We start from the raw sequence: 26,910 nt of genomic DNA, 5'->3' as shown, positions 1-26,910 counted from the left end.
AACCAGCCCTTTTTGTATTTGGTAAACAAATTGGATTTGATAAACGAATTATTTCAGATCTAAATCGCTGTTATCGATACTAACTGGTACACGCTTAGTTATCATCTGTACCAGCATGATTGAACGCTTTTCACCATCCTGCTCTTGGAAGATGGCATCAATGCCGGCAAACTGTCCGCTCTTAACTCTGACTTGATCACCAGGTTTCGGCATGCTTTGGCATGCGTTATTTTCACTGCAACATTTATCTATTTGCTTCAATTCAAATACAAGGTCGCCTTGCACTTCTTTCGGCTGAGCACCAAACCTTACAAAATCGACCACACCACGAGTGGAACGAACTGATGTAAAGTTTGGACCCTTCTCATAATCAAAACGTGCAAACACATAACATGGGAACAGTGGCTCTTCGACTTTTTGTCTTTTACCACGCAAGATTTTCTCAACTTCTACAGTCGGATAAAAACACTCCACCCCTTGATTTTCAAGGTGCTGCTGCGCCCTAACCTGCTCACCTCGTTTACAATAAAGTAGGTACCAACGTTTCATTTTTTTACTAGCCAATTATATTTTTCAAGCATCCTAGCATTAAGCCTAAGATGAGTCATGGGCATTTCCATTATCTATAGAATTATAGATAAACCCTGCTCACATAAATCAACTTTTCCCTGAAAACTTCACATATCAAGTCCATAAGCAAAAGTGAAAATTTAGTTTTCAGCGCAACCAAAACCGTGAATTGTTCTACAAATAAAATCAAAAACAGAAACTTAGATAAGTTTAATATCAATTATACAAAATTTTTTGTTTGTAAGTTGTTAAATGACAAGGTATATATTTGCCTCTTAAAAAATGTAACAACTCTTATTAAAAATCTTATGTCAAACCAACATCAATACTTTGGCCATCCACGTGGCCTGTTTTTACTATTCGGTACCGAGTTGTGGGAACGCTTCTCTTATTATGCAATGCGCGCCATCCTCGTACTTTACCTCACAGATACAACCATGAATGGTGGCCTTGGCTGGACTACTAAAGATGCGTTAGACCTTTATGGTATCTACACCGGCCTTGTTTACATCACTCCGCTTATTGGTGGCTACCTGGCAGATAACTACTTAGGTCAACGCCGTTCAATTTTGCTTGGTGGCGCATTGATGGCCATTGGTCAATTTACGTTGGCGTTACCAGCCGATGCGCTTGGTCTGGGATCACTCCATACATTTTACTTAGGTTTAGGACTACTGATTGCCGGTAATGGTCTGTTCAAACCAAACATTTCGACTATGGTTGGCGATCTTTACAATGAAGGCGATAACCGTCGTGATGGCGCATTCACTATCTTTTACATGGGTATTAACCTTGGTGCCTTGCTTGCTGGTGTCGTTTCTGGCTCTGTGACCAACTCATTTGGCTGGAAAGCAGGCTTTGTAGCTGCAGGTATTGGTATGCTTATGAGCCTTGTGATGCAAATGACCTTCGCTCAATCATGGCTTGGTGACATTGGTCGTGAGCCTGCGGCAAAACGTGCATTAGCAAATCAGAACTCAACTAAGAAACAACCACTAACCAAAGAAGAAGTGGATCGTATTAAAGTTATCTTAGTGATGAGCCTGTTTACTATCGTATTCTGGGCTGGCTTTGAGCAAGCTGGTGGTCTGATGAACATCTACACTCAGCAGTACACCGACCGCATGATTGGAGGCTTTGAAGTTCCTGCTGCATGGTTCCAGTCACTCAACCCATTCTTCATCATCACGCTTGCGCCTGTACTTGCTGTTCTATGGGTCAAACTTGGTAAACGTGAGCCAAACTCACCAGTGAAATTTGCATTGGCGATGTTCTTCCTGGCGCTAGGTTTCCTATGTATGGTTGGTGCGGTACTTGAACAAGGTGGTGATACGACGGTTAAAACCTCAATGTTATGGCTCGTTGGTGCGTTCTTCTTCCATACACTGGGTGAACTTTGTCTATCACCTATCGGCTTATCATTGGTAACTAAGCTTGCTCCTCTGCGTTTGGCATCATTAATGATGGGTGCATGGTTCGGTTGTAACGCGATTGCGAACTACGTTGCTGGCTATGTTGGCTCTCACGTGGGTGAACTAGGTGCGATGGCGATCTTTAGCGGCATCGCTGCGAGTGCAACGGTAAGTGGCCTGATTCTGCTGATGTTCTCAAACACTCTCGTTCGCTGGATGCATGGTGCTGAAAGTACAGCAAGCACAGCAGAACAAGTAGAAGAGCAACAAGTGCAAGTCGCTTAATACTCTGCTCACGCAGAAAAAGGGTCGCATTTGCGACCCTTTTTTGTAGTTGGCATCAGGAGAATGACTAGAGTTTATTCCGAACTAGCTCTGCCATCATATCGATATGTGCATCATCGTCATTAAGGCACGGGATGTAATTATATTGTTCACCACCCGCTTCTAAGAAAATTTCTTTGTTCTCTGCCGAGATTTCTTCTAACGTTTCCAAACAATCGGAAGAAAACGCTGGCGCCATAATGTCTATTCTCTTGATACCCTTGTCAGGCATAGATTCCAAAGTTTTGTCGGTATATGGCTGTAGCCACTCTTCTCTGCCAAATCGAGACTGATAAGACATACCAATCTGCTCTTCCTTCAAACCAAGCGCTTCACCTAACAAACAAGTGGTTGTGGCGCAATGCTGAGGATAGATATCACCATTGTCAGCAAAACGTTTTGGTATGCCGTGGTAAGAACACAATAGGTAATCACCTTGCCCATGTTCAGCCCAGTATGTACGAACCGATTGAGCCAGGGCTTCGATATACATAGGGTGATCATGATAATCTCGAACAAAACTGAACGCAGGTATAACTGGCAGTTTCTTAAATGCTTTGGTTATCCCGTCAGAGACCGCCGCCGTTGTCGTACCAGAATACTGAGGGTACAAAGGCAATACGATCACTTCTTCAACGCCTTGAGTTAGTAATGCTTCAAAACCAGCGTGTAGACTTGGGTTACCATAAGTCATCCCGAGTTCTACAGGCATGTCTAAATACTGAGCAAGCTTCTTCGCTTGGCGCTTTGAATGCACCATTAGCGGTGACCCATCTTCCATCCAAACGGATTCGTAAAGCTTTGCAACCTTTGGAGCACGCACCGGCAGAATCACTCCATGTAAAATTGGACACCAAAGCCATCGTGTCATATCGACCACACGATGGTCATGAAGAAACTGGCTCAAGAAGCGCTTTACAGCAGGAGCGGTTGGTTCGTCAGGTGTCCCTAGGTTAACCAGTAGCACACCTTGTTTTTTTATAGTTTGCATAGCGTCCTTTTGTTTTAAGCTTTTACCAATGCCAGTAATTTGGATCAGCAAGAATAATAAGTTAATAACTGGAAATGGTATTATAAATATGTATAAAAAAAGCGACCTTACGGTCGCTTAACTATAACAAAATTCTTAAAAATTTTGATAATAGGTATTATCTATTATGCTAATGCCTTTTCGATATCAATGCCTTTTCGATATCAGCACTTACTTCAGCAACTTGCTTAGTACCGTCAAATTTTAGGTACTTAGTATTACCCGCTTCTGCTTCTTTACCGTAGTAATTGATAAGTGGAGCAGTTTGGTCGTGATAAACACCTAGACGTGCGCGTACAGTTTCTTCTTTGTCGTCATCACGAACAACAAGATCTTCACCAGTTACGTCATCTTTACCTTCCACTTTAGGTGGGTTGTAAACAACGTGGTAAGTACGACCTGATGGTAGGTGTGCACGACGACCCGCCATGCGCTCTACGATTACGTCGTCAGCTACGTCGAATTCGATTACGTAATCCACGTCAACGCCCATCTCTTTGAGGCCGTCAGCCTGAGGGATAGTACGAGGGAAACCATCTAGTAGGAAACCTTTTGCGCAATCGTCTTGAGCGATACGCTCTTTGATAAGGCCAAGGATGATTTCATCAGAAACTAGCTGACCAGCGTCGATAACAGATTTAGCTTGCTTACCAAGCTCTGTACCTGCTTTGATTGCCGCACGAAGCATATCACCAGTAGAGATTTGTGGAATACCGTATTTTTCCATGATGAAGTTTGCTTGTGTGCCTTTACCTGCACCTGGAGCACCTAGAAGAATGATGCGCATGATTTATCCTCTTTAATTTGTAAGTTTTATACCGAAGCTCACAATAACCGGGACTTCTTGGGCATCAACCCTTAGAAGCGCTCGCAACGATAAGTTTCGGTATAACGTAGCGTTTAGGCGGCAAAAATACACGCCTTATGACTGACATTCAAGTGACAGATTCTATCACAGGTTATGTAAGCAAAGAGTGAACTAAGACTAAAGAATGTTAACAACTGCATTTTTATGCCGTTATTGACTATTAACTCAACACTCTGAAGGCAAATTTTTGCGATACCATACAAAAAGCTCGCGATGAGCGAGCTTTTTTATATGAAGCGACTATTAAACCTTAGTCAAAAGCTTGTTGATAGCGCCCAAAAACTGCGCAGGATCTTCCATTGAGCCACGTTCTGCAAGCATCGCCTGGCCAAGAAGCACCTCAACCCAACGACCAAACGCTTCTTCATCCGCTTCGTCGGCCATACGCTTGACCAGTTCGTGATCTGGGTTGATTTCGAAGATGTACTTCACTGCTGGTACAGCTTGACCTGCTGCTGCAAGTAGCTTGGCCATTTGTGTCCCCATCTCGTAATCATCCGTTACCACGACGGCCGGAGTCGAGGCCAATTTAAATGTCGTGCGTACATCTTTAACACGATCACCCAAGTATGCTTTGGTTCGCTCAACAACCGATTTAAACTCTTCTTCAGTCTCTTTCTGCTTTTCTTTCTCTGCTTCGTCTTCGAAGTTACTCAGATCAAGACCAGCTTTAGTAATTGACTGGAACTGCTTTCCGTCGAACTCTGTTAAGTAGTTCATCAACCACTCATCAATACGATCGTACATCAAGATAACTTCGATGCCTTTCGCTTTAAACTGCTCCAGATGAGGGCTGTTTTTCGCTGCTGCGTAGCTATCGGCTGTCAGGTAGTAAATCTTATCCTGACCTTCTTTCATACGCTCAACGTAATCAGACAGAGCAACAGTTTGCTCGGCAGAGTCCACATCTGTAGATACAAAACGCAACAGACCGGCAATTTTCTCTTTATTTGCGAAGTCTTCAGCCGGACCTTCTTTCAATACAAGACCGAACTCTTTCCAGAATGACTGGTATTTTTCTTCGTCATTCTTTGCCATACGCTCTAGCATCGTAAGGACACGTTTAGTACACGCGTTACGCAGAGACTGAGTGACTTTGTTGTCTTGAAGAATTTCACGCGACACGTTTAGCGGTAAATCATTTGAGTCAATCAAGCCGCGTACAAAACGCAGGTAAGATGGCATAAATTGCTCTGCATCATCCATGATGAAAACACGTTGGACATAAAGTTTCAGACCTGATTTATGGTCACGGTTCATCATGTCCCATGGCGCTTTCGATGGGATGTACAGCAGACTGGTGTAATCGTTTTTACCTTCTACTCGGTTGTGACTCCAAACCAGAGGATCAGCGAAATCGTGCGAAACGTGCTTATAGAATTCTTGATATTCTTCTTCTGAAATATCTGATTTATTGCGAGTCCATAAAGCTTGGGCCTTGTTAATCTGCTCCCACTTTTTCTCGCCAGTTTCTTTACCTTCCTCGTCACGTACCGAAGTTTGGATAGAAACAGGGATGCCGATATGGTCTGAGTATTTACTGATCACTTCGCGCAAACGCCATTCGTTCAGAAACTCTTTACCTTCATCGCGCATATGAAGAATGATGTCAGTACCGCGAGACTCTTTTACGATGTTTTCAATCGTGTATTCGCCTTCCCCTGCCGAGTGCCATTGTACGGCCTCTTCTGCTGATAGGCCTGCAGCACGCGTACGGACAGTCACTGCATCTGCTACGATAAACGCAGAATAGAAGCCCACCCCAAACTGACCAATCAATTGTGAGTCTTTGCTTTGCTCTTCAGACAGTTTTGAGAAAAACTCTGCAGTACCTGATTTTGCAATAGTGCCCAGATGTTCGATCACATCTTCGCGGCTCATACCTATGCCGTTGTCAGAAATCGTTAGGGTATTTGAATTTCCATCAAATGACAGCTTAACGCCAAGATCTGCGTTACCTTGATATAAATCTGGGTTAGATAGCGCCTGAAAACGCAACTTGTCTGATGCATCTGATGCGTTAGAAATCAGCTCGCGCAAAAAGATCTCTTTGTTGGAATAAAGAGAATGGATCATTAAATGAAGTAGTTGTTTTACTTCTGATTGAAAACCACGAGTTTCTTTATTTTGAGATAAGGTTTCGCTCATGTTTGCTCCATAACATCTACACTAACAAGCCATTTCTGGACATAAAGTTAATCACTTGGTCCTGTGAAATAGCCGCACTAATATGTCATGTAAAATGAGGCTGACAAATGTAAATTCAAGGTCATTCAGACTAAAAACAGTGTTTTTTTAGAAAAATTTAATTATCCTACCCGCCTAAACGCATCTAAAACGTCGTGCATATCCCATACGCATACATAAAACTGTGATATAAATCACTACAATTACAACATCATCCATCTAAGAAGAACTAAATGACTAGCATAGGCACCAAATTTCTACTTGCTCAAAGGTTTACTTTTGACCCAAATAGTAATTCGCTCGCTGACCTACAAAACGGCAACGAAGTTGTACGATTAGGAAGCAACGAAAGCCGCATTCTCTTGATGTTGGCAGAAAGACCCAACGAAGTTTTAACCCGCAATGAACTTCACGAGTTCGTTTGGCGTGAGCAAGGTTTTGAGGTGGATGACTCAAGCCTTACTCAAGCAATCTCAACCCTGCGTAAGATGTTGAAGGATTCAACTAAATCTCCAGAGTTCGTTAAAACCGTACCAAAACGTGGCTACCAACTTATTTGCTCTGTTGAGCGCATGAATCCGCTGTATTCTGATCTTAACTCGGAAACTGAAGAGCTAGCTGCAGACGATGAGTTACTTAAAGCAGAAGACGTGGACATCTCAGATGAAGCTGTAACAGAAGCGACTACAGAGACGACAGAGTTAAATGAATCAAACACCGAGCAACCTCAAATTCAGGCAACAAGGAGACCTAATAAATGGTTACCTCGCTTGATTTTACTTGTGGCCGCTCTGCTCCCTATTTGCGTTCTGTTATTCACCAATCCTGCGGAATCCAAGTTCCGTCAGATCGGTATATACCAAAATGTGCCTGTTCTGACACCGGTTAACCACCCTCAAATCAATGATTGGCTGCCTTCCATCAAGCAATGTGTGGAGCGCTACGTAGAGCATCATGCGAAAGATTCATTACCTGTTGAAGTCATTGCCACTGGTGGGCAAAACAACCAATTGGTGCTGAACTACGTTCACGACATAAATCACTCGTATGAGAACGTCACTCTGCGTATTTTTGCGGGACAAAACGACACAGCAGATATCTGCAAATAAAGGAGGCCAATATGAAGATAAAATTTCCATCTGCGGTTTTGGCCGTATCCATTCTTTTCAGTGGTTGGTTGTATTGGGGAAGTGACCTGAAAGTCGAGCAGGTTCTTACAGCAAATGAGTGGCAGTCAACGATGGTGACACTGATTACTGATGAGTTACCGAATGACACCGTTGGCCCTCTGCGTCGCGTCAATGTCGAATCGAACGTGAAATACCTGCCAAATGGCGAATATATCCGTGTTGCCACCATTACGCTGTTTGCTCAAGGCTCAACGGCTGAGTCCAAAATCAGTATTTCCGAGAAAGGGCGCTGGGAAGTAAGTGATAATTATCTGCTTGTTTCTCCGTCTGAGTTCAAAGATATTTCATCTTCGCAGTCGAAAGACTTTTCTGAAGAACAATTACGCCTGATTACTCAAATATTTAGACTAGACGCAGAACAAAGCCGTCGCATTGATGTTGTTAATGAGAAAGCCTTGCTCCTTACTAGCCTAAACCACGGTTCTACGGTACTGTTTAGAAACTAATTTTTCTTGAATGACAAGGGGGCCAGATGCCCCCTTAATTGTACACATGGATTGGATAGACACCTTCACACTTTTCCTCGGCTCTCTTATCGCCAATACGCTTGCATCTCTGTCTGGTGGCGGTGCGGGATTATTGCAATTTCCTTTATTAATATTTTTAGGATTACCTTTTTCTGTCGCACTCGGCACCCATAAAGTTGCTTCTGTTGCTCTGGGCTTAGGTGCGGCAAGCACTCATCTAAAAGCAGGGACGATCAAGCTGCCCGTTGCACTGTATCTAATACTGGTTGGCAGTATCGGTGTCATCATTGGTGCCAATATCATCGTCCATATTCCTGACGGTATTGCCGAGAAAATGTTAGGGGTGATGATCCTTGCACTCGGCGTCTATTCCAGACTGAAAAAACAGTTGGGCCAATCTGAAATCCTCATGCATCGCGATCGACTCGGTTGGATTATCGGCGGCGTCGGTCTAATGTTGATTGGAATCATCAATGGCTCACTGACTGCCGGATCTGGTTTACTCGTTACCCTGTTTTTAGTTCGCTGGTTTGGGTTTGATTATAAACAAGCGGTCGCTTACACCATGATTTGTGTCGGTTTATTTTGGAATGGCATCGGTGGCATCGCTGTTGTTCAGGCAGGTGCACCGATTCACTGGGCATGGTTACCCGTTCTGCTATTAAGTTCCTTCTTGGGAGGAAGTCTGGGAGCTTGGGGAGCCACTCGATATAGCAACCGAGTGATTAAAATTGCCTTTGAGATTCTCACCTTTGCCGTCGGCATTAAACTGCTGGTTTAATTCAGCTAAAAGGAAAACAAAATGGATAAAGCCGTGATTAACATTTATTACTGTCGCCAGTGCAACTGGATGTTACGTTCAACCTGGCTTTCGCAAGAGCTACTGCATACGTTCAGCGAAGAAATAGAATCCATTACTTTACATCCAGATACTGGTGGCCGATTCGAAATATTCTGCAACGGTCAGCAAATCTGGGAACGTAAAAAAGATGGTGGATTCCCAGAAGCTAAAGTGTTGAAGCAAAGGGTCAGAGACATTATTGATCCTGAGCGAGATTTAGGTCATTCAGACACAAAATAAGGGAACCCAAGGTTCCCTATCACTGCCAGTTGAACTGGCATACTCGACCGACCGTTCTCAACATCAGAACGCTAGATTGTTGTCTGCGATAGAACCTCACCTTCTGGTGTTTGTACCACCAGCTTGTTTCCGTTCATCAAACCGTAGCTTCGGGCAAAGCCATTACGTGGAAAAGTCATAGAACCTGGATTGAAGACGGTAACGCCATCTTGTAATTCCGCAACAGGTAAGTGGGTGTGGCCATGAGCAATCACATCCCCCTCTTTCAACTCAGGACGCTTGATACCGTTGTATAAATGACCATGAGTTAAAAACAGGCGTTGGCCGGATTCAAGCAAAACCCAGGCATAGTCCATCATCATAGGAAAAGTTAACAGCATCTGATCCACTTCACTATCACAGTTACCACGAACTGCGATGATCTGATTGCTGTACTGATTTAATAGCTCAGCGACTTGTGGTGGATTATACCCCTCAGGTATCGGGTTTCTTGGACCGTGGTTGAGAATGTCCCCCAACAGAATCAAGTGCTCAGCTCCAGACGCAATAAACAGGTCGATAGTTTCTTTAGCCGCAGGTAAAGAGCCATGCAAATCTGAGGCAAAAAATAGTTTCACAGCATTATCTCCTCAAAAAGTATGAGGCTATTCTACGTCATTCTGCCCACAGCTCAACCAAGTTACTGATCACGTACAAACTCAATCATCATTGGTAACAAATACACCCATGCAGCGTAACCGGCCCCGACAAGTACCACTAGCCAAAATATCATTGAAATGAACTTCGACTTTGCTAAATGATTCAGTGGATCCGGCTCACCACATCCAGGGCAGGTATGAGCTCGTTTAGAAATCTGTCTCTCACACACCGGACAAGGAACTAAAGGCATGATAATAATCCTCGACTATAAGCTTAGGGAACAAAGAATAAGTGCCAGAGAACACATATGCAACATATTAAATAATCAATACTTTAGAGATTAGTAACTTTCGCCGACTTGAGAAAGAATTCGCCTTGATACGGCATAACTCAATCTCTTATCATGCCGTTAATCACGATGTTGTTATAACTGACCATGCCGATTACCTCGCCATCTTCAATTACAGGCGCACGGCTAATGCCGAATCGTTCAAACAATCTGGCACAGTATTTCACATTCATGTCTGGCCCAACGCACAGGGCTGGCTTTGTCATGATTTCATAGATATTGGTACGTTGAGGCGCTCGGTTATTCGCCAATACTTTTTTCGCAATATCATTCATCAACACGATACCGAACTCATCATTGTCATCACGCTTCTTAACCACCAGTGCTTTAACCTGATATTTTTTGGCCAATGTAATGCCTTCGTATACCGTCATCAGTCCATCAACCATAACGTAGGTCGCAGCCATTACATCTCTCACTCGTACTATCGCCTGACTACTCATAATTCATCCTCAACGACCTTAGCCAATGTCTCGACTTGGTGGGCAACACCAACGGCATCTTCAATATCAATTTGTATCGCGATACCTTGCCCAGACTCCCTGTCAAATTCGCCTACCTCACTAATGGTTTCCAAAATATGCCGGGAGAGGTGTTCCTCCACGACAAACAACAACACATCTTTTTGCACTTCCAAAGTTAAGCCAAAAAAGGTTCGTTTTTGATTGAGCCCCTGTCCGCGAGCATTATTAATGACCGTTGCTCCTGTAGCTCCCGCATCCCGAGCCGCATCAAGCACCTTGTCTGTTCTGGCATCCTCTACAAACGCAAGTATCAATTTAAAGCGCATTTTCTTCGTCCTCCGAGATGTCTTTATTAAGCCACTGAGTAATTTGCGCATATCCCATTACGGATATCATCGGAAACAAACTGGCAAAGGCAATCAAACCAAAACCGTCTATCATTGGGTTTCTCCCCGGCACCGTAGACGCAAGGCCAAGTCCCAAAGCAGTAACAAGCGGTACGGTTACTGTTGATGTCGTAACTCCGCCTGAGTCATAAGCTAAAGGAACGATTAACTGGGGAGCATAAAAAGTCTGAACTACCACTACGATATAACCAGCAATAATGTAATAGTGAATTGGGTCTCCCGCTACAATCCGGTAACTGCCCAGCGCAATTCCAATCGCAACGCCTAGTGCCACCGCCACACGCAGACCAGTCACACGGATACTGCCACCGGATACTTGATTCGCTTTAATCGCCACCGCTATTAGTGATGGCTCCGCAATCGTCGTACTGAAACCAATAAAAAAGGCAAAGGTATATACCCAATAATAGTCGACCCATTCCAATTGCTGCCCAATCGATACTTTGAACTCGCGTAAGAAGTCAGGATTCGTGAGTTGTATCGCCATGGTTTCTCCAAGCGGAAACAACGCCATTTCTAAGCCAAGTAAAAACAGAGACAATCCTAAAATTACATAAGCAAAACCGAAGAGTACTTTTCTCAGGTTATTAACTGGTCGACGGAGTACTGCGAGCTGAAAACCAAAAATGATGGCGGCGATAGGAATAACATCGCGAATGGTGGTTAGTAGCGTGCTAAAAAATTGCTCAAATGAAATCATGCCACAACCATCCCATAGATCATGACAAACATCATTGGCAGCAACGAGGCAAAAGCGATCAATCCAAAACCGTCAACCATCGGATTCCGCCCTTTGATTGCTGAAGCAAGACCTACTCCGAGCGCAGTCACCAGTGGAACGGTAATAGTCGATGTCGTCACTCCTCCTGAATCGTAAGCCACTCCAATGATAGATTCAGGTGCAAACCAGGTTAACACCACCACACCGACGTACCCGCCAATGATCATGTAATGGATTGGCCAACCTTTCAAAATACGAAGCACACCAATAACGATCGCTATCCCGACCGACAAAGCTACTGTCACACGAAGCCCAGTGCCATAATCATGCATTGACTGTGGTGAGTTAGTAATCATTCCGCCTTCTGCGGCGACTTGAGAAGCTTTGTCTGCGACAGCGGTTAATGCGGGTTCAGCTATGGTGGTGCCAAACCCTAAACAAAATGCGAACACTAGCAGCCAGAACACGCTTCCCTTTTTCGCAAACGCCTGAGCCATACTCTCGCCAATCGGGAAAAGGCCTAGTTCTAAGCCAAAAATAAAAAACGTAAGTCCTAAAATGACGAACAATAAGCCGAGAAGAATGGAAACCAGATTCGGCAAAGGCTCTTGTAATACCACTAATTGAAAAAAAGCGATGACGATGACAATAGGCAAAAGATCGCGCGTACTATTGAGGAGAGCCCGAAAAAGAGCAACAAATGCTTCCATATCTCCCCTCTTGGTGAACGCTTTATGTTCCCAAAGCGCTACTTGATTGACTCAACCTAATACCAGTCTGGCATAAATTTCTTGATGCAAACGTGAACAAGTCAATGTCACCAATAACAGACAGTTACAATTTTTCATTATGTGAACTCAATGCGGTATTTGGTTTTTCTCACGGTAAAAGGATTTGTGTCCATTACTGGAGCGAATCTGCTCAAGCTACAAACAAAAAGGCTATAATGTTGTCATGTTTTTACGTTCCATGAGATGCCATGAATATATTACTAACCGGCGGAACCGGATTTATCGGCTCAGAGTTGCTTAAACTGCTCACCACACATCATGTGGTCCTATTAACACGTTCACCAGAAAAAGCCAGACAGCACCTCAAACACGCCGACGTGGGTAATATTGAGTATCTTGATTCTCTGGATCATCTGGAAGACCTCAATGATATTGACGCGGTGATTAACCTTGCGGGAGAGCCCATCGTGGACAAACGATGGACAAAGAAGCAGAAAGATAAAATCTGTAAAAGCCGCTGGCAAATAACAGAGAAAATTGTCGAGTTGATCCACGCCAGTACTAAACCTCCGGCGGTATTTATCAGTGGTTCCGCGGTCGGCTATTATGGAGACCAACAAGATCACCCATTCGACGAGTGTCTGCATGTCAACAGTGATGATTTCCCTCATGTTGTCTGCGAACAGTGGGAGCAGATTGCTAAGCGTGCAGAATCTGAGAATACCCGTGTTTGCTTATTGCGAACCGGTGTTGTACTCGGCCTAAATGGCGGCGCTCTGGCAAAAATGTTACTGCCATACAAGTTAGGCCTAGGTGGACCACTTGGAAGCGGAAATCAATACATGCCCTGGATTCATATCCTCGATATGGTTCGCGCCATTATGTATTTGCTCAACACACCTCACGCGCACGGCGCGTTCAACATGTGTGCACCGCACCCGGTAACCAACCGGATTTTTAGCGCCACATTAGCTAAGACGCTGAAACGACCGCATATACTATTCACCCCCAAATGGGTCATGGAAACCGTGATGGGGGAATCTGCCTGCCTGTTGTTCGACAGCATCAGAGCAAAGCCTAAGAAACTCACAGAACTTGATTTCCAGTTTACTTATTCGAGGATTGAACCAGCACTTAAGCACTTGCTTCATGAACGAAGCTGTTGAATGATAAGCCTTATTGAATGTTTATCCTGAGCGTAAATTATGAACAAGTCTATTCTCATCACTGGCTGCTCGACCGGTATTGGCTACGTATGTGCTCATGCCTTGAAAAAGCAAGGTTTTAAAGTCATCGCATCCTGCCGACATCCAGACGATGTCCAGCGACTACAGTCGGAAGGCTTAACTTGCATCCAACTTGACCTCAATGACCCTGATAGCATCACTCTAGGAGCAAAGCAGGCAATCAAACTAGCTCAAGGGGAACTCTACGCGCTCTTTAACAATGGAGCATATGGTCAGCCTGGAGCACTGGAAGATCTACCAACCGAAGCACTCAAAGCGCAATTTCAAACCAACTTTTTCGGTTGGCACCAACTAGTGCAAGAGATTCTTCCTCATATGAGATCTCAGGGCGAAGGCCGCATCATTCAAAACAGCTCTATACTTGGCTTTGCCGCAATGAAATATCGCGGTGCCTACAATGCCTCTAAGTTTGCTCTGGAAGGATGGACAGACACCTTAAGACTTGAGCTGGCCGATACCAACATCAAAGTCGCGCTTATAGAGCCGGGACCTATCGAGACCCAGTTCAGACAAAATGCTTTGAAAGCGTTTGAACAGTGGATTGACGTGGAGTCCAGCCCGCACCGTATCGCCTATGAAGGCCAGAAAAAACGCTTAGACAATGACAAGTCCAATAATAAGTTCGTTCTGCCGGCAGAAGCGTGTATTACTCCAGTCCTTCATGCACTGACCAGCGATTCACCGAAAATCCGTTATCGTATTACGACACCAACAAAGCTGTTCGCCGTGCTAAAACGGTTATTACCCACACGGTTGCTCGATAAAATTTTGCGCCAAGCAGCATAAAATACTTTTGTCGTATTGTAATTTCATCGTAACAATGCGATGTCATGATGAGCATGTAGGTTAAAAAAACCTCACCTGTTCGAATCAATATCTAGGCAAATCTTGCACCAAATGAAGGTTCTTTCTTTCAGTGCAATGACTTGGTTAGATTTGGTATCGCCACCCAACATGTTTTGTACTAACGCGAGACAACAATGACATTAAATCAGCTTAACTGGCTTAGTGTGGGTGTAGTGTTGACCTTGTTCATCCTATTCTGATACCACACTTGCACGACGAGAATAACAATCCCCGTGCAAGACTTGCCAATTTTATAGCACTTTCGCTTGCTATCAGGACAACGCTGCTTCGGCAGCGTTTTTCCTTTCAGTACCCCCAACAACACAAATATGCAAAACTCGTTCATTCTCAATGAATCAGCGTCTAGGGTTATTTTGGTATACAGCTTGAATTTCCGCTAAATCAGCTCCATATCATCAAACAACGACAAAAAACAAAAGCAAGGATACTCTGATGCAATCCCCATTTATCGTTGAGCTTACAGAACAGAACTTTCGCGAAACGCTTGAAGGATCGATGAACACGCCCGTTCTGATCCATTTCTGGGCTAATGCGCAACCAGAAAGCGCACAAATACTCCCTGAGTTACAATCGCTGACTCAACAGTACAATGGTGCCTTTACCCTTGCTTTGCTTAACTGTGAAGCTCAACCCGCTTTGGCTTCTCAGTTTGGTGTCCAGGTTTTGCCTACAATCGCGCTGTTTGTGAACGGTCAGGCAGTTGATGGTTTGGGTGGCCCTCAACCCATCAATGCTATTGCTACCATGCTGCAAAAGCACCTTCCAAGCCCTGATGAACAATCGCTAAAGCAGGTATCTGAACTACTGCAGCAAGGTCAACACGCAGAAGCGTTAAACATCATTCATACACTTCCCACTGAGTTACAGTCCCGTGGAGATGTAAAACTAGCAACGGCAGACTGCCTACTAGAAACTAAACAGTTTGATGTTGCTCAAGAACTATTAGGTTCAATTCCTCTTGAGTATCAAGACAACTACTACAAGGGATTGTTGGCGAAACTCGAACTGCATCAGCAAGCTGCACACAGTCCTGAGCTTCAACGTCTTGAGCAAGAATTTGCTGCAAATACAGAAAACTATCAGCTAGCATGTGAATTAGCAGTCCAGTACAACCAGGTTGGGCGTGATGAAGAAGCGTTAGAGCTGCTTTGGAATATCCTAAAAGTGAACCTAGGTGCGCAAGATGGTGAAGTAAAGAAAACCTTCATGGATATTCTGAGTGCTTTAGGTCAAGGTAATGTCTTGGCGAGTAAGTACCGCCGCCAGCTTTACTCTATCTTGTACTAAGCGATTTAGAATTATAAATAAAGGCCGGTGTATCCCGGCCTTTATTGTATCTAGAAGCTTAGAAGTCACTGTACAGCGTGGCAGCTGCAGGCAGGGACTCGATAGGCTGCCATCGGTCATTGAACGTGTACTTTGCATAGAGCATGAAGTGATTTGGCTTATAAAATTCAGAGTGTTGGAGGTCGATAACCCCACCCAGGTACCAACGCTTACTCACTCGCTTCTCTACCGCAGCCTGGAATGACGTGCCAAATCCACCACCAGTTGATGAAGCACCTCCGATAGAAAAATATGGCGCATCGTCTTCTGTCCAAGAATTAGAAATCGATGCACTTAACTGATACGACCAAGTGTTGTTGTAACGGCCGTAATAATTGACTGGCAGTGACACAGAAAAATAGCGCTGTGGGCTGTAATAACCACCATGCCCCAGCGTGTATTCACTCAAGTTTTTATCATAGGTAAGGTACATCACGTTGGCACCGATACTTAAACGCTGCTGGTCAGTTGCCATCAGTTTGTAATACGCACCCGCAAGAGCTCCCAAGCGAGTGTTATCTTCAACATTTTTACCCGTGATCACATGGTACTGAAGGCTATTCCAAAAACCATACGGTCCACCAACATCCCAACTAGAGTTTAGTTTAACTCCAGAGCTAACCACACCACCCCATTTTGTACCATCAACATCACTGCCGCCAGAGGGCACCGACATTCCCGCGTATGCTAACGTGCTGCTGGTGAGCGGGCGACGAGAAGCGTCGACTCGCCAGCCAAAGTCACCCAGTTCGCCAGTGATATTCACGCCACCAACCCAGGTTGTATGGTCCAAACCAACCGGAGTCGTACCAATATCCGCTTGCCACTCTTTTGCTTGCCAGCCAACGCCTAAGGCTATCCCCGATGCCTTACTTCGAAATTTGGTGCCACCCGAGTCGGTTTCTTTTTCGTAATAATCTAATTTCCCAGAATCAACGGAAACATAATCCGCTCTGAGTAACAGATGCCCATTCCATGGTTCAACCGGAATTCGAGCTTCAATCGGTATTTGACGGGAGGTATTCTTCCCATCGCGAGCACTGTCATCCCAACCGATGATCACATGGCCATCATTACGATCATGCAATGTGTCCAGGTCTGCTTTAACGTTGCGAGTCAGCCAATAATCATCTGCCGTTTCATACAGTTCACGCAAGCTGGTCGATGATTTAAGCGCCTCTTTAGGATCGGTGCTTTTTTCAATGCGATCATAGTTAAGTACCTGATACGCTCTCACCTCCGCTAACGTCCAGTGTTGATTCTCCATGGCTAACTTCATGCTTTCCCGATAAGTAAAACCATCGACGTCCGTTTTTTTTTCCAGTAGTTGATTAAATTCATCAGCATCCAAATGATCTCCTTGCTGATGAAACACCATAGCGGCGGTGAGCAACTGCGTTGCAGTCAGGGTGTCTTGCTTATTTTTTAATACTTGTCGGGCATCTTGGTAAGCCGCGTTATCTTTCGTCAAAACGCTGGTTTGCAGCAAGCCAATTTGAGCTTGTGACTGAAAAGGTTCCGGTTCTGATGCTACTCGGGAATAGAGATCCATCGCCTCGGAATAACGCTGATTGTTAACCATATAATCGGCTTCACCCAACATTCGACGCGTATCAAGATGGTCAAATTGAACAAGAAATGACGCGTCAAGTTCTTGAATATTATGAGTAGTGGAAAAGGTTTTAAGCCAGCATTTAAATTCATCAAACTTATTCAGATCAACCATTAGACCGCCATAGGCCAAAATATCTGGGGCACTCCAACTGGATGACGGTTCCATAGCTTCATATATGCGCTCCGCTTCGGCGATATTCGATGAGTCAATCCATATACCAGCTAAACGCGATAATGCTTGAATTTGTTTACTATATTGGGTTTCCAGAGAATGTAACTGTGCCGTCACTGACTGCGGCGACTCCGGATAACGTTTTTGAATGTTTTCGAGAGCAGAATCGAGCTTTAAACGAACCAAATTTGTCTGCATAGCACTGGTTAACTCATCCGGCGGTACGCTCTCTAATTCTGCGATAGCCTTCTCAACCTCAAGCCCCTGAGCAAGATAAAGCGCATAAGCAAATTTCATTTCAGCATCGTGCTCAAATTGCACCCAATCACGCATCAATCGGTCGGCTCTAGGCTTATCTCCCAACGAACGAACCACATCTGCAATATCTAATCGTAACCAAGGGGAGCGAACATCAAGTGCAATGAGCTCCTCGATCGCTTGTTTCATTGTGTTGTCGTCATCTTGAGCAATAGCGACACGCAACCGAGACAGCGCGATTTCAGAGTCAATATTTTTAATCTCTTCAGCCACAGCACTTTTCTGCACCGGACTATAGGTGTGTGCCAAAGCCTTAGCCCCTGCCCAATCTTGTTGCGCCGTTCTTACTATTAAACGACCGCGAAGTGCCAAGCGGTTTTTTGGCTCTAATGTTAGTGCTTGTAAATAAGCCCTCTCCGCTGCTAGATAATCTTTTTGTTGTAAATATAACGCCCCAAGATAAACGAATGCGTCAGGTTGTGTTTTATCAACAGCAATCGCTTTTCGATAGTATTTCTCCGCCTGCTGCCATTGCCCTTTGTCCGCTAACTGATCACCATTTTTCAAATAAGCCCAGTATTGTGACACCTGAACCAATGAGCGCCATTTCGACGCGTTATCTAAATCAGTATCTAGCTTTTGAGCTTGCTGAAAGTAATACAAGGCTTTTTTCTGCTGCCCCTGACGAAGATATACTTTGCCCATTGCGCCTAATAACTCATGGTCTTGAGGTCTTGTTGTCAATGCATAACGCAATTGAGCTTCTGCTTGCTTTGTTCTGCCAAGTTCAACCAGTTGTAATCCTTTGAGTTTTGCAAGGTATGTCGGGTCTTTTCTGAGCTCTTGCTCCGTAGACCAACGAGCTTTTGCATGATTATGAGCACTTTGAATTTTGATATCGGAAGGGTAATAGCTCGCAAGAATCGCGTATTCCTGTACGACTTCTTGAGAAATGGGCAATTGCTCCAAAGCCCTCACCCAAGAGGCTGCTGCGCTCGTCCCGACCCTAGGATTAAGCGCTAAAGCTCGGTAAGTAGCCAAAACCCAGGGTTCTGTCGGATTATCTTTGCGGATATGGTTAGCCAGAGCTAATTGAAACTGAGGAACACCAGGATACTCTGCATTTAACCGCTCCAGACCTTGTTTTACTTGATTCCAGAGCCCACCAGCATCACTTTGCAATTCCAGGAATTCTAGCTGTAAAGCAGCAGTAGGCATTCCGAATGGAAAAATGGACTGATAAGCTTGAATTGCTTCTTGATAACGTCCAGCTTTAGCAAATAGTTTCGCTTGCTGATAGGCGAAGCTCTTAGTGCTCTGGATAGCAATTATCAATGACAGGGATCTCACTTGAGGAGAGTCTGGTGCCAGCAGGGTCAAACGTTCAAGTGTCTGCTGAGCCAACTCGAATTGTTGCCTTTTTAAATACATATTGGCTAGGTAAAACAATCCGTCAGGACTGTTCTCATCGATAGCGAATAGGCGCTCAAGGGTACTTTCAACAATATCATCACGCCCAACCACATCCGCGAGTCTTAACTGACTGATTAACCACTCTACAGAATCTACCCTTACTCCAGATGTTGAAAACTGCACGGCTTCTACAGGCCGATAAACCGTATCTAATTGAGACCTGGAAAGGGGAGCGGAATAAAAATCCTGCGCTTGAACGGTATTGATGTACTCGACTTCACTCATCACCATGCCGAATAGAAATACCCAGGGCGAACGTTCTATGAGTGACATTGGGAACTCCATGCTGGACGCAATTCGCCTTGTCGACCAAAGCGGAATAAGTTCTCATACCAACCCAGCCCAAATAAACTCAATACATTACTGTAATAGTGAACATTTTTGTCTGTCACTAATTGCGATTTAGAGCGCTTCGCCTGCGCGGCTAATACTGATTCATTCCCTGAAGAAGCAAGCAGAGGCAGGGCTGCGGCAGAAAATCCTGCGTCACCCACTTGGCTATATTTACCCGTTAGAGTATTCACTTCTCTTGGTGGTGCACCTAATTCTTTAATTGCTTCGATAAAAGGCTGCATTTGACGAATTAACCGGGACTTTTCGGCGATTTGGTCATCGAGCATACCTGCCCATAGGTAAGTTCTAATCGCGTTATAACTGCCCAACGAACCTGTGACCGTATCTTGGGAATACCTACCATGCTTTAGCGTCGCCCAGTCAGGGCTGAAACCATGGGACATCGTTTGCTCAAGCATATCCATACTGGTGTTATACATAGAATCCCATGGGTACTGCGGAAAAAGTGTACGCATTCGTGCCATAAGCTGTAGTGGAACATAACTCGGATTCACACGATAGCGTTCACCAAATTCAAAACCTCTCTGCGCAGGTAACAAGACAGTTCCAACATGACTCAGAGTGACCGTTTCTTCACGTAATATACGAGCAGCGAGCAGATGCCCCAGCGACTGGTAGTAATAGTTATTCCATAAGCGACCCGCTTCTACCAAGACATAAGCAATCCACAAGTCAGAATCGGACGCAGAATTGGCATCCAGAATGCCGAATGTACCATTACTTCTCTTCCCCCAAAGCCATGCTGGTAGTCTTGCCGTTAAATCACCACCAGCCAGATGCACTTGAGTCCACTTTAATACTTGAGCAAAAGTTTGCTGGTCGTTAGCAACAAGTGCAAAAAACAAAGCATAAGACTGCCCTTCAGATGTGGTGATCAGACGAGCATCACTGGCGTCAATCACTCGACCTTGTTCAATATAAACAGATTTAAACGTCTCCCATTGAGGCCAGCCACACGTGTTTGCCATAAGTTGGGGAGAAATAAGTAACATAAACAATGTGAATAGTTTTTTCATTGCTCTTCTTCCCCGACTTTTTCTACGCGTTTCGCGGCAACTTGACGAAGAACCCTCCAAAGAGCAATGGTAACAATCACAACCATGAACGCAGCAAAACAAGCCAGGATGATTGGGTGGCTAGAGAAGTGGTACCAAATCAACTGCCACACTGGGAGCTTTCCTACATAGTAATGCTCACCCACATTGTGGCTTGCTATTTCGTCACCTCTTATCGTTACCACGGAGCCAAACATAAGCTCGACTTTACTAGGGTTGGCTAAGACTCGATCTACGCTGGAAAAGTCATCCGGATGTGCTGCGATAATAGAGATCAGGCTACGATTATCAGTGAACGGTGACTCCATTCCGTAGATAGCCGCAAATGAGCCAATCGCATCGACAGAGACCAGTTCCGATGGCGCTTGACTGCCTTCAGGGTCAGTCACCCAACTCATCCCATGTTGTTGCTCATTCTTACGAGGCAAACGTATTTGTCGACTTCCTGCTTCAACAATTAGGTTCAGGTAATTCGGGTCATCCACCGCTTTTGCCAACGTACTCGAAACACCAATACTGATGAGCTCTTTACCTTCTAGAGCTTGAGCATCAATCTTATCGGTCAACGTTACCTGATATCCCGGATAACCGGAGTTTTGTCCCATCGACCCCATTAAATTTATAAAAGTTTGTAACACCTCTACAGGCGCATGCTCTGGCACGATGACCGTGGTTTCAGACAAATCCGCCATACGTGTAAACGGAAAACCAGATGTAGCAAACGCTCGAATGTTAGGCATTTCGATGTAGTGTGGGAATCCACTAAAATCAACCGTAGAATCACCGTTAATGACCGCATACTGTTTACTCGGTTGAGTTACCTGACACGAGCCTTCTGTTACCGAAGCAAAACTAAACTCAAAATCGATTCGGTTCTTGCTGCCAACTTTAAAGGCAGGGATTCGCACAACGTTGTTTTGACCACGACTATATTCACTCAACAGAGGAACACGAATACGGCTTGAATCATCGCTTCTACCTTCTGTCGTCAGGTTAACAGCCTGAATGAACTGCTCATTGATATGCAGCGATAAACGAGATCCGGAATTATCTGTTGCTGGTGGGGAATAACGATAATTGAGGTCGACCGGAATCCCGCGACTCTGCCAGGTAAACAAATCTGGCGGTAAATGAAAACGCACGCTAATCGGTGGAGGCGTTCGCCCTTCAACCTGTAACATACTGCTCTGTTCAACAAGTTCCGAAAACGCAATAGGTCGATCAGTACTAAGCCAGTTTGGCGCATCGTAAGGCACTCTAGGGGCAATTTGCTCAATAGCATTAATCTTTGCCATTGGCCCGGTAAGCAATTGATGACCTAACGCTAAACCTTGCACTGCGGTGTTTAAATCAGTGCTATCACGCCCTAGCACTAACAGTAACTTAATGTATGGATCGGTTGGATGTGAGATAACTTGCAACCTTGGGCCATCGGTATCCGGATAGTCACGAAGAAAATCAGGCTTGTTGTCATTAGTCACGAAAACCACCGCATGACGCTGTGGTAAGGTATTAATGCTTAACTGGAACTCTGCACTACGCCAGTCAGCCAGTGCGCCAAAGTAAGAACCCAACACGCCGGCTGCTTTGATTTCACTGAGATCATAGTGATTGCCCAGAACAATTGGCAGCTCGAGCTGAGAGAAGTCACGTTCATCAAAAAATGGCGCAGGTAACAGACTTAAATCACTCACTAACTCGGTCTTTTGTACCAACATTTCGATATAGCTGCTTTGGCTAATTTCAGCCCAAATACTCGAGTCATTCGGATTAGCGCATTCCTTTTTGGTATTGCCAATCAACTCAAAACGAACTTGATTATAATTACTGAAATAACGGGCATCGAGAGGGATTGATGCGCTCACCCTGTTGCCTTGATGACCATCTGCGATAGAGACAACTCCCATCAATTCATTATTCAAGTACACTTTTACATGGGACACCAATGACAAAAGAGCTGGTGATGGCGTCATATCAAAATGTAATGTTGCTTTCGAGACCACCTCATCCAGACGAGAACCAAAGCCGATGTAAGTGTTCGACTCACTGCCTTCCAAAGCAATTGAACGCTGGAATCCTAACCCACTAAAGGGTAACTCTCGCTGAAATACACGTGGGTTTTCTGCTTGTTGCTCTTGAAGTGGCAATGGTTGTGGAACAACGTCTTGAGCATTGAGACTAAGTGATATACACATCAATGATATTGCGGTAGTCAACGCGGCTACTTTTTTATTGTGGAGCATGATTCAGGGGCCTGTTTGGGACATAGCGAGGTCTGAGTGACCAGAAAAATTCGATACAGAAAATAAGAGAGTTCACACACCCTTTTACTAAATAAGGGCTGTGCTGCAGCAGACGTTTATATCCATCTAAGCCGACTTTAAGAACAACTTGCATGCTCGATAAAGGCTTATCTGATTGGTAACTTTGTTGCCATTTAGCCCAAGTGTCCGCTCGAGCAAAGGTACATTGAACATATTGGATCTGCTGGCTATTAGATAATTGATGAAGCTGCAGACCAAATATTCCGTTTTTGGCATAAGCAACCGTCACTGGAAATGCAAACTCTTCATTCCCACGGTTAAGAACGATATCTATCTTCTGGCCAAGTAAATGTTGGCTCACATCTGCTTCCAAGCCGTCAATTTCTACGCGCATACCACCTAAAGAAAAATCTTTCATCTGAGCCTGTATTAGATGTCCCGAAGGAAACCTCACCGCTGCATCTATGGTGACTTCTACCCGATGGGCTTTTCGGATCTGCTTAGCTTCAACCGCAACAGCAACTGCTGCGCCAAGAATCAATAAGTTATATATTGTCCAAAGGATGTTCACGATAACGGTGCTGATTTCATCTTGAGGACCTGTGGCTAAGCGATAAAAGCCGGCTACTAAGCCAATGATGTTCAAAGCCACCATGATCAAATATGGACGGGATATCACCCAGTCATAATGAGATTTCTCGACCAACCCGCCCTTGGCCGTTACATTGAACTGCCCTTTATGCGGAGCAAACAGAGCCACTGTCGTTGGTCTGGCGATATACCAAGCGAGCACAGTCTCATACACTTCACCCCAAAAGGAATAGCGGTAATCCCCCTGCATACGTGAATTCGTCATGCTGGCATGAACCATGTGAGGCAATACGTATAGTGCTATCGCAATAGCCGGGGCGTAGATGACATAGGAATGCAATAGTAAAAACGCTAGTGGTGCCAACAAGAACACTATACGAGGGATACCAGACAAGAAGTGCAACATTGCATTGAGGTAGCAAAGACGTTGAGCTAGTTTGAGTCCTTTGCCTGTCAGAGGATTGTCGACTCTGAATATTTGCGCCATACCTCTAGCCCAACGGATACGCTGCCCAACATGCGCAGACAACGTTTCTGTCGCCAAACCTGCTGAAATTGGTTGCTTCAAGTATGCGGATCGATAACCTAAACGGTGCATACGTAGAGAAGTATGCGCATCCTCTGTCACCGTCTCGACAGCAATTCCTCCAATCTCCTCAAGTGGTTCACGGCGTAAAACCGCACAAGACCCACAAAAGAAAGTGGCATCCCACAAATCATTGCCGTCTTGAATCAGCCCATAAAATAGGTTGCCCTCATTGGGCACATTACGGAAATTCGACAAATTACGTTCAAACGGATCCGGAGAAAAGAAGTGATGGGGAGTTTGAATCAATGCCAGCTTAGGATCTTTGAGAAACATACCCATCGTCAGTTGGAAAAACACACGAGTAGGTATGTGGTCGCAATCAAAGATCGCAACAAACTCACCGTGAGATTGCTTTAAGGCATAATTGATATTGCCCGCTTTCGCGTGTTCGTTCGTGGGCCTGCGGATATAGTTCACACCAACACTATCAGCAAAGTCACGAAAACTGTCTCGCTTGCCATCATCAAGGATATATATGTTGATCTTATTGCTTGGCCAGTCGACCCCCATAGAGGCATAAACCGTAGCCTTTACTACATCCAGATCTTCGTTATAAGTTGGAATGAACAGATCAACCGTAGGCCAGACAGATTGATCTTCAGGAAGTGACTCCGGTTTACGATTAAGCGGCCAACTGGTCTGGAAGTAGCCAAGCATCAGCACAATCCATGAATATGTTTCCGCTAACAACAAAACACAACCAAGAAACAGCGAAAGTGAATCATCCCAATTTAACGTCGATGAGTAACGCCACCAGAGGTAACGACAAGACGCCGTAACAGAAAGAATAATGAGCAACAGCGTTGGAAAACGGCCAGGCATGCGACGCACCATCATAGCCAAAGCCCATAACGAAAGAACAAACACAGTCTGAGCTTGGTAGCCGAACGGTACCGTAAAGCATAATAACGCCAGCAATGTTACGACCAACAGAACGAAGTAATTGAGTGCGATTGCCAACTTGCTCGCTTTAAGATGTTCTCTATCTTCGGGGGTTCTCATCTGGCTGGCTGCACTTTCTAACCACCTAACCCCTTTCGCCACTAACTCAAAAGGTAAGTAGAACAGACTACGAATTTTTCCTGCCGCCAATGCGAACATCTTATGAAGTAATTGAGACCACGATCGGGTCAAGGTCTGCCTAAAACAAATCAGCCAAAACGTTTGAACAATAAATCGGACCGAATCAAATAACCGCGGCACCGCAAAATTAATTTGCGGGTAGTAGACAAGTGGTAGCTTCCAGGACGGAATGCCTAAAACCTCCGGTTTTAGAAATACAAAACTAAAACAAAACCAACAAGATAACAGGCACTCCCCCAACCGAGAGGCTTTACCGTCTCGCGTGTGCTCATACACCGCTTTCTGAACGTTGAACTGCTTAGCAACCCTGCTTTTTAAAACAAAATTGAGGAAACTCATTCACTAACCTCAAGCTGACTTGTGGATAGCGTAGATACAATCCAAAAAGCCAGGGACTGAAAGTCCTTCGCTGCCTGACTATTGGGGGCGAACTGCTGAGCTGTTGTCAGATTGGCTACACATTCATGCAAGACCGTGTCACGGTGAATCACAACAGGTATCGATAACTCATCAAGCTCCGTCTTTAAGACCAGCATCATGTCACGACTGATCTCAGTTTCGGGTTGATATTGGTTTATAACGAAACGTAACTTATTCGCTCTTTTTAGCTGAATGGCTTCTTGGGTTAACAACCAATATTGAAGAGCTGCATAGCTTGATGCATCCGCCGTCAGAACAATAAGAACCATATCCATAGAGTCAGTAAAACTGCCCATCGCTAAATCTGATAGGTGGCCGTGAAAGACTTGCCACAGTTCTGCTTTATTTTCACTGACACGAAGCGTCTCTCGCCCTAAGAAGTGGATGAGCTGGTCTTTTTGCAAGCACAACGAACTTGTCTGCTCAGCATTTAAACGCCCAAATGGAAGAAATGACATCCCTTGGGGGCACTGATATCCTGCGTCATACCACGATTTTTCAGCCAATAAGTTGTATGCCCACCCTTCTTGCGCATCAAATGACAAGCCTAAATGAAGTTGCAATAGATTCTCTGGAGATACGTCAATGGCTAAAACGTGCTTATTTATTTTCTCTAGTGCTTTAGCTAAATTCGCAGTTATCGTTGTCGCTCCGGCACCACCTCTTAAACTCACTAAAAGAAGACGCTTCATACAACTTCTACCGCCGATACCAAATCTTTATTCAGGGGCGTGTTAGTGTCAGAGTAATCGGACGCTTTCGAGTGAAAGATAAGCCATTTATTTTTGGCTTGTATGTATGACTCTGTTTGCTTTATCTCCACATATCGGTATTTCTCTAAATTATATGAAGAGTAGATTGCCTTGATATCGTTAGCTGAGCCAGCCATTACCTGTTACCTACAACAATAGCGAATAAGAACAGTAGTAAAGACACTCCTATCTATTACCTAACTCTGTGAACACTTCGCGAATAAATAATCAACATAATAACAACGAGAACAGATTCCATAATTCCATCTATGAAAAACACACTACTCTATTCATTGTAAATGCCAATAAAAACCAATATAAAACAAATTTAATATGAAAAAATGTTAATTAAACCCTAAAAAATCAAGGTCGCGGAAATACCATTTATAACATTCAATCTCCGCT

Annotated in this window: 23 protein-coding genes; 8 read left to right on the top strand and 15 right to left on the bottom strand. The window is 44.5% G+C overall.

Annotated features, from left to right (window positions below; genetic code table 11):
• Nucleotides 1-48 precede the first annotated feature (48 nt).
• Nucleotides 49-549, bottom strand: coding sequence for a transcription/translation regulatory transformer protein RfaH (gene rfaH, locus WJM94_RS10515; protein ID WP_444494176.1), 501 nt, complete (start codon nucleotides 547-549; stop codon nucleotides 49-51).
• A 329-nt stretch (nucleotides 550-878) separates the two neighbouring features.
• Here rfaH and WJM94_RS10510 point away from each other — a divergent pair, with 329 nt between their 5' ends.
• Complete coding sequence (locus WJM94_RS10510; RefSeq protein ID WP_444494175.1) at nucleotides 879-2,267, top strand: peptide MFS transporter; 1,389 nt, start codon at nucleotides 879-881, stop codon at nucleotides 2,265-2,267.
• A 67-nt stretch (nucleotides 2,268-2,334) separates the two neighbouring features.
• Here the strand turns inward: WJM94_RS10510 and hemH are convergent, their stop codons facing one another.
• From hemH to htpG, 3 genes are all read right to left on the bottom strand, one after another.
• Complete coding sequence (hemH, locus tag WJM94_RS10505; protein WP_444494174.1) at nucleotides 2,335-3,297, bottom strand: ferrochelatase; 963 nt, start codon at nucleotides 3,295-3,297, stop codon at nucleotides 2,335-2,337.
• A 169-nt stretch (nucleotides 3,298-3,466) separates the two neighbouring features.
• Nucleotides 3,467-4,123: an adenylate kinase gene (adk, locus tag WJM94_RS10500; protein WP_444494173.1), complete on the bottom strand. Its 657-nt coding sequence runs from the start codon at nucleotides 4,121-4,123 to the stop codon at nucleotides 3,467-3,469.
• A 324-nt stretch (nucleotides 4,124-4,447) separates the two neighbouring features.
• On the bottom strand, nucleotides 4,448-6,352 hold the full coding sequence (gene htpG / locus WJM94_RS10495; protein WP_444494172.1) for a molecular chaperone HtpG: 1,905 nt from the start codon (nucleotides 6,350-6,352) through the stop codon (nucleotides 4,448-4,450).
• A gap of 272 nt (nucleotides 6,353-6,624) precedes the next feature.
• Here htpG and WJM94_RS10490 point away from each other — a divergent pair, with 272 nt between their 5' ends.
• Genes WJM94_RS10490 through WJM94_RS10475 form a run of 4 tightly spaced genes read left to right on the top strand, consistent with a single transcriptional unit; the run spans nucleotide 6,625 to nucleotide 9,129 of the window.
• Complete coding sequence (locus WJM94_RS10490; RefSeq protein WP_444494171.1) at nucleotides 6,625-7,500, top strand: winged helix-turn-helix domain-containing protein; 876 nt, start codon at nucleotides 6,625-6,627, stop codon at nucleotides 7,498-7,500.
• A gap of 11 nt (nucleotides 7,501-7,511) precedes the next feature.
• A complete protein-coding gene (locus WJM94_RS10485) occupies nucleotides 7,512-8,027 on the top strand; it encodes a regulatory protein ToxS (RefSeq protein ID WP_444494170.1) in 516 nt (171 codons plus the stop codon).
• Between the two features lie 46 nt (nucleotides 8,028-8,073).
• Nucleotides 8,074-8,829, top strand: a complete 756-nt coding sequence (locus tag WJM94_RS10480) for a sulfite exporter TauE/SafE family protein (protein WP_444494169.1) — start codon at nucleotides 8,074-8,076, stop codon at nucleotides 8,827-8,829.
• 21 nt (nucleotides 8,830-8,850) lie between these two features.
• Nucleotides 8,851-9,129 carry a SelT/SelW/SelH family protein gene (locus WJM94_RS10475; RefSeq protein ID WP_444494168.1) on the top strand — a complete coding sequence of 93 codons (279 nt, stop codon included), beginning with the start codon at nucleotides 8,851-8,853 and terminating at the stop codon, nucleotides 9,127-9,129.
• A gap of 71 nt (nucleotides 9,130-9,200) precedes the next feature.
• Here WJM94_RS10475 and yfcE read toward each other — a convergent pair whose 3' ends face one another.
• The 6 genes from yfcE to WJM94_RS10445 form a co-directional block, all read right to left on the bottom strand.
• A complete protein-coding gene (yfcE, locus tag WJM94_RS10470; protein WP_444494167.1) occupies nucleotides 9,201-9,746 on the bottom strand; it encodes a phosphodiesterase in 546 nt (181 codons plus the stop codon).
• Nucleotides 9,747-9,808: 62 nt separating this feature from the next.
• Nucleotides 9,809-10,018 (bottom strand): hypothetical protein, encoded by a 210-nt coding sequence (locus WJM94_RS10465; RefSeq protein WP_444494166.1) that lies wholly within the window; start codon nucleotides 10,016-10,018, stop codon nucleotides 9,809-9,811.
• Between the two features lie 140 nt (nucleotides 10,019-10,158).
• A complete protein-coding gene (locus WJM94_RS10460; RefSeq protein ID WP_444494165.1) occupies nucleotides 10,159-10,560 on the bottom strand; it encodes a CBS domain-containing protein in 402 nt (133 codons plus the stop codon).
• The gene (locus WJM94_RS10455) at nucleotides 10,557-10,907 is read right to left on the bottom strand and encodes a P-II family nitrogen regulator (protein WP_444494164.1); all 351 of its coding nucleotides are present in this window, start codon (nucleotides 10,905-10,907) and stop codon (nucleotides 10,557-10,559) included. The genes WJM94_RS10460 and WJM94_RS10455 overlap by 4 nt, the downstream gene beginning before the upstream one ends.
• Nucleotides 10,897-11,688, bottom strand: coding sequence for a DUF1538 domain-containing protein (locus WJM94_RS10450; RefSeq protein WP_444494163.1), 792 nt, complete (start codon nucleotides 11,686-11,688; stop codon nucleotides 10,897-10,899). The genes WJM94_RS10455 and WJM94_RS10450 overlap by 11 nt, the downstream gene beginning before the upstream one ends.
• Entirely contained in the window at nucleotides 11,685-12,419 is a 735-nt protein-coding gene (locus WJM94_RS10445; protein ID WP_444494162.1) for a DUF1538 family protein, read from the bottom strand. Before WJM94_RS10445 ends, WJM94_RS10450 begins: the two co-directional genes overlap by 4 nt.
• 269 nt (nucleotides 12,420-12,688) lie before the next feature.
• Between WJM94_RS10445 and WJM94_RS10440 the strand changes: the two genes are divergently transcribed.
• From WJM94_RS10440 to WJM94_RS10430, 3 genes are all read left to right on the top strand, one after another.
• Nucleotides 12,689-13,606 carry a TIGR01777 family oxidoreductase gene (locus WJM94_RS10440; RefSeq protein WP_444494161.1) on the top strand — a complete coding sequence of 306 codons (918 nt, stop codon included), beginning with the start codon at nucleotides 12,689-12,691 and terminating at the stop codon, nucleotides 13,604-13,606.
• A 39-nt stretch (nucleotides 13,607-13,645) separates the two neighbouring features.
• Nucleotides 13,646-14,473: an SDR family oxidoreductase gene (locus WJM94_RS10435; protein WP_444494160.1), complete on the top strand. Its 828-nt coding sequence runs from the start codon at nucleotides 13,646-13,648 to the stop codon at nucleotides 14,471-14,473.
• A 513-nt stretch (nucleotides 14,474-14,986) separates the two neighbouring features.
• Entirely contained in the window at nucleotides 14,987-15,841 is an 855-nt protein-coding gene (locus WJM94_RS10430) for a co-chaperone YbbN (protein WP_444494159.1), read from the top strand.
• 58 nt (nucleotides 15,842-15,899) lie between these two features.
• Here WJM94_RS10430 and WJM94_RS10425 read toward each other — a convergent pair whose 3' ends face one another.
• From WJM94_RS10425 to bcsQ, 5 genes are read right to left on the bottom strand one after another with little or no spacing between them, the layout of a single operon-like run.
• Entirely contained in the window at nucleotides 15,900-19,670 is a 3,771-nt protein-coding gene (locus tag WJM94_RS10425; protein ID WP_444494158.1) for a cellulose synthase subunit BcsC-related outer membrane protein, read from the bottom strand.
• Entirely contained in the window at nucleotides 19,658-20,767 is a 1,110-nt protein-coding gene (gene bcsZ / locus WJM94_RS10420) for a cellulose synthase complex periplasmic endoglucanase BcsZ (RefSeq protein WP_444494157.1), read from the bottom strand. The genes WJM94_RS10425 and bcsZ overlap by 13 nt, the downstream gene beginning before the upstream one ends.
• Nucleotides 20,764-23,049 carry a cellulose biosynthesis cyclic di-GMP-binding regulatory protein BcsB gene (gene bcsB / locus WJM94_RS10415; RefSeq protein ID WP_444494156.1) on the bottom strand — a complete coding sequence of 762 codons (2,286 nt, stop codon included), beginning with the start codon at nucleotides 23,047-23,049 and terminating at the stop codon, nucleotides 20,764-20,766. The genes bcsZ and bcsB overlap by 4 nt, the downstream gene beginning before the upstream one ends.
• Entirely contained in the window at nucleotides 23,036-25,672 is a 2,637-nt protein-coding gene (gene bcsA, locus WJM94_RS10410) for a UDP-forming cellulose synthase catalytic subunit (protein ID WP_444494155.1), read from the bottom strand. The genes bcsB and bcsA overlap by 14 nt, the downstream gene beginning before the upstream one ends.
• Nucleotides 25,669-26,445: a cellulose biosynthesis protein BcsQ gene (gene bcsQ, locus WJM94_RS10405; protein WP_444494154.1), complete on the bottom strand. Its 777-nt coding sequence runs from the start codon at nucleotides 26,443-26,445 to the stop codon at nucleotides 25,669-25,671. Before bcsQ ends, bcsA begins: the two co-directional genes overlap by 4 nt.
• Nucleotides 26,446-26,910 lie beyond the last annotated feature (465 nt).

Origin of the sequence: Vibrio sp. YIC-376, from assembly GCF_052353105.1 — a bacterium.
In the GTDB taxonomy this organism is placed as follows: Bacteria; Pseudomonadota; Gammaproteobacteria; order Enterobacterales; family Vibrionaceae; genus Vibrio.
The sequence above is the reverse complement of the archived record's forward strand: the minus strand, read 5'-3'. Positions and strand labels throughout refer to the sequence as shown.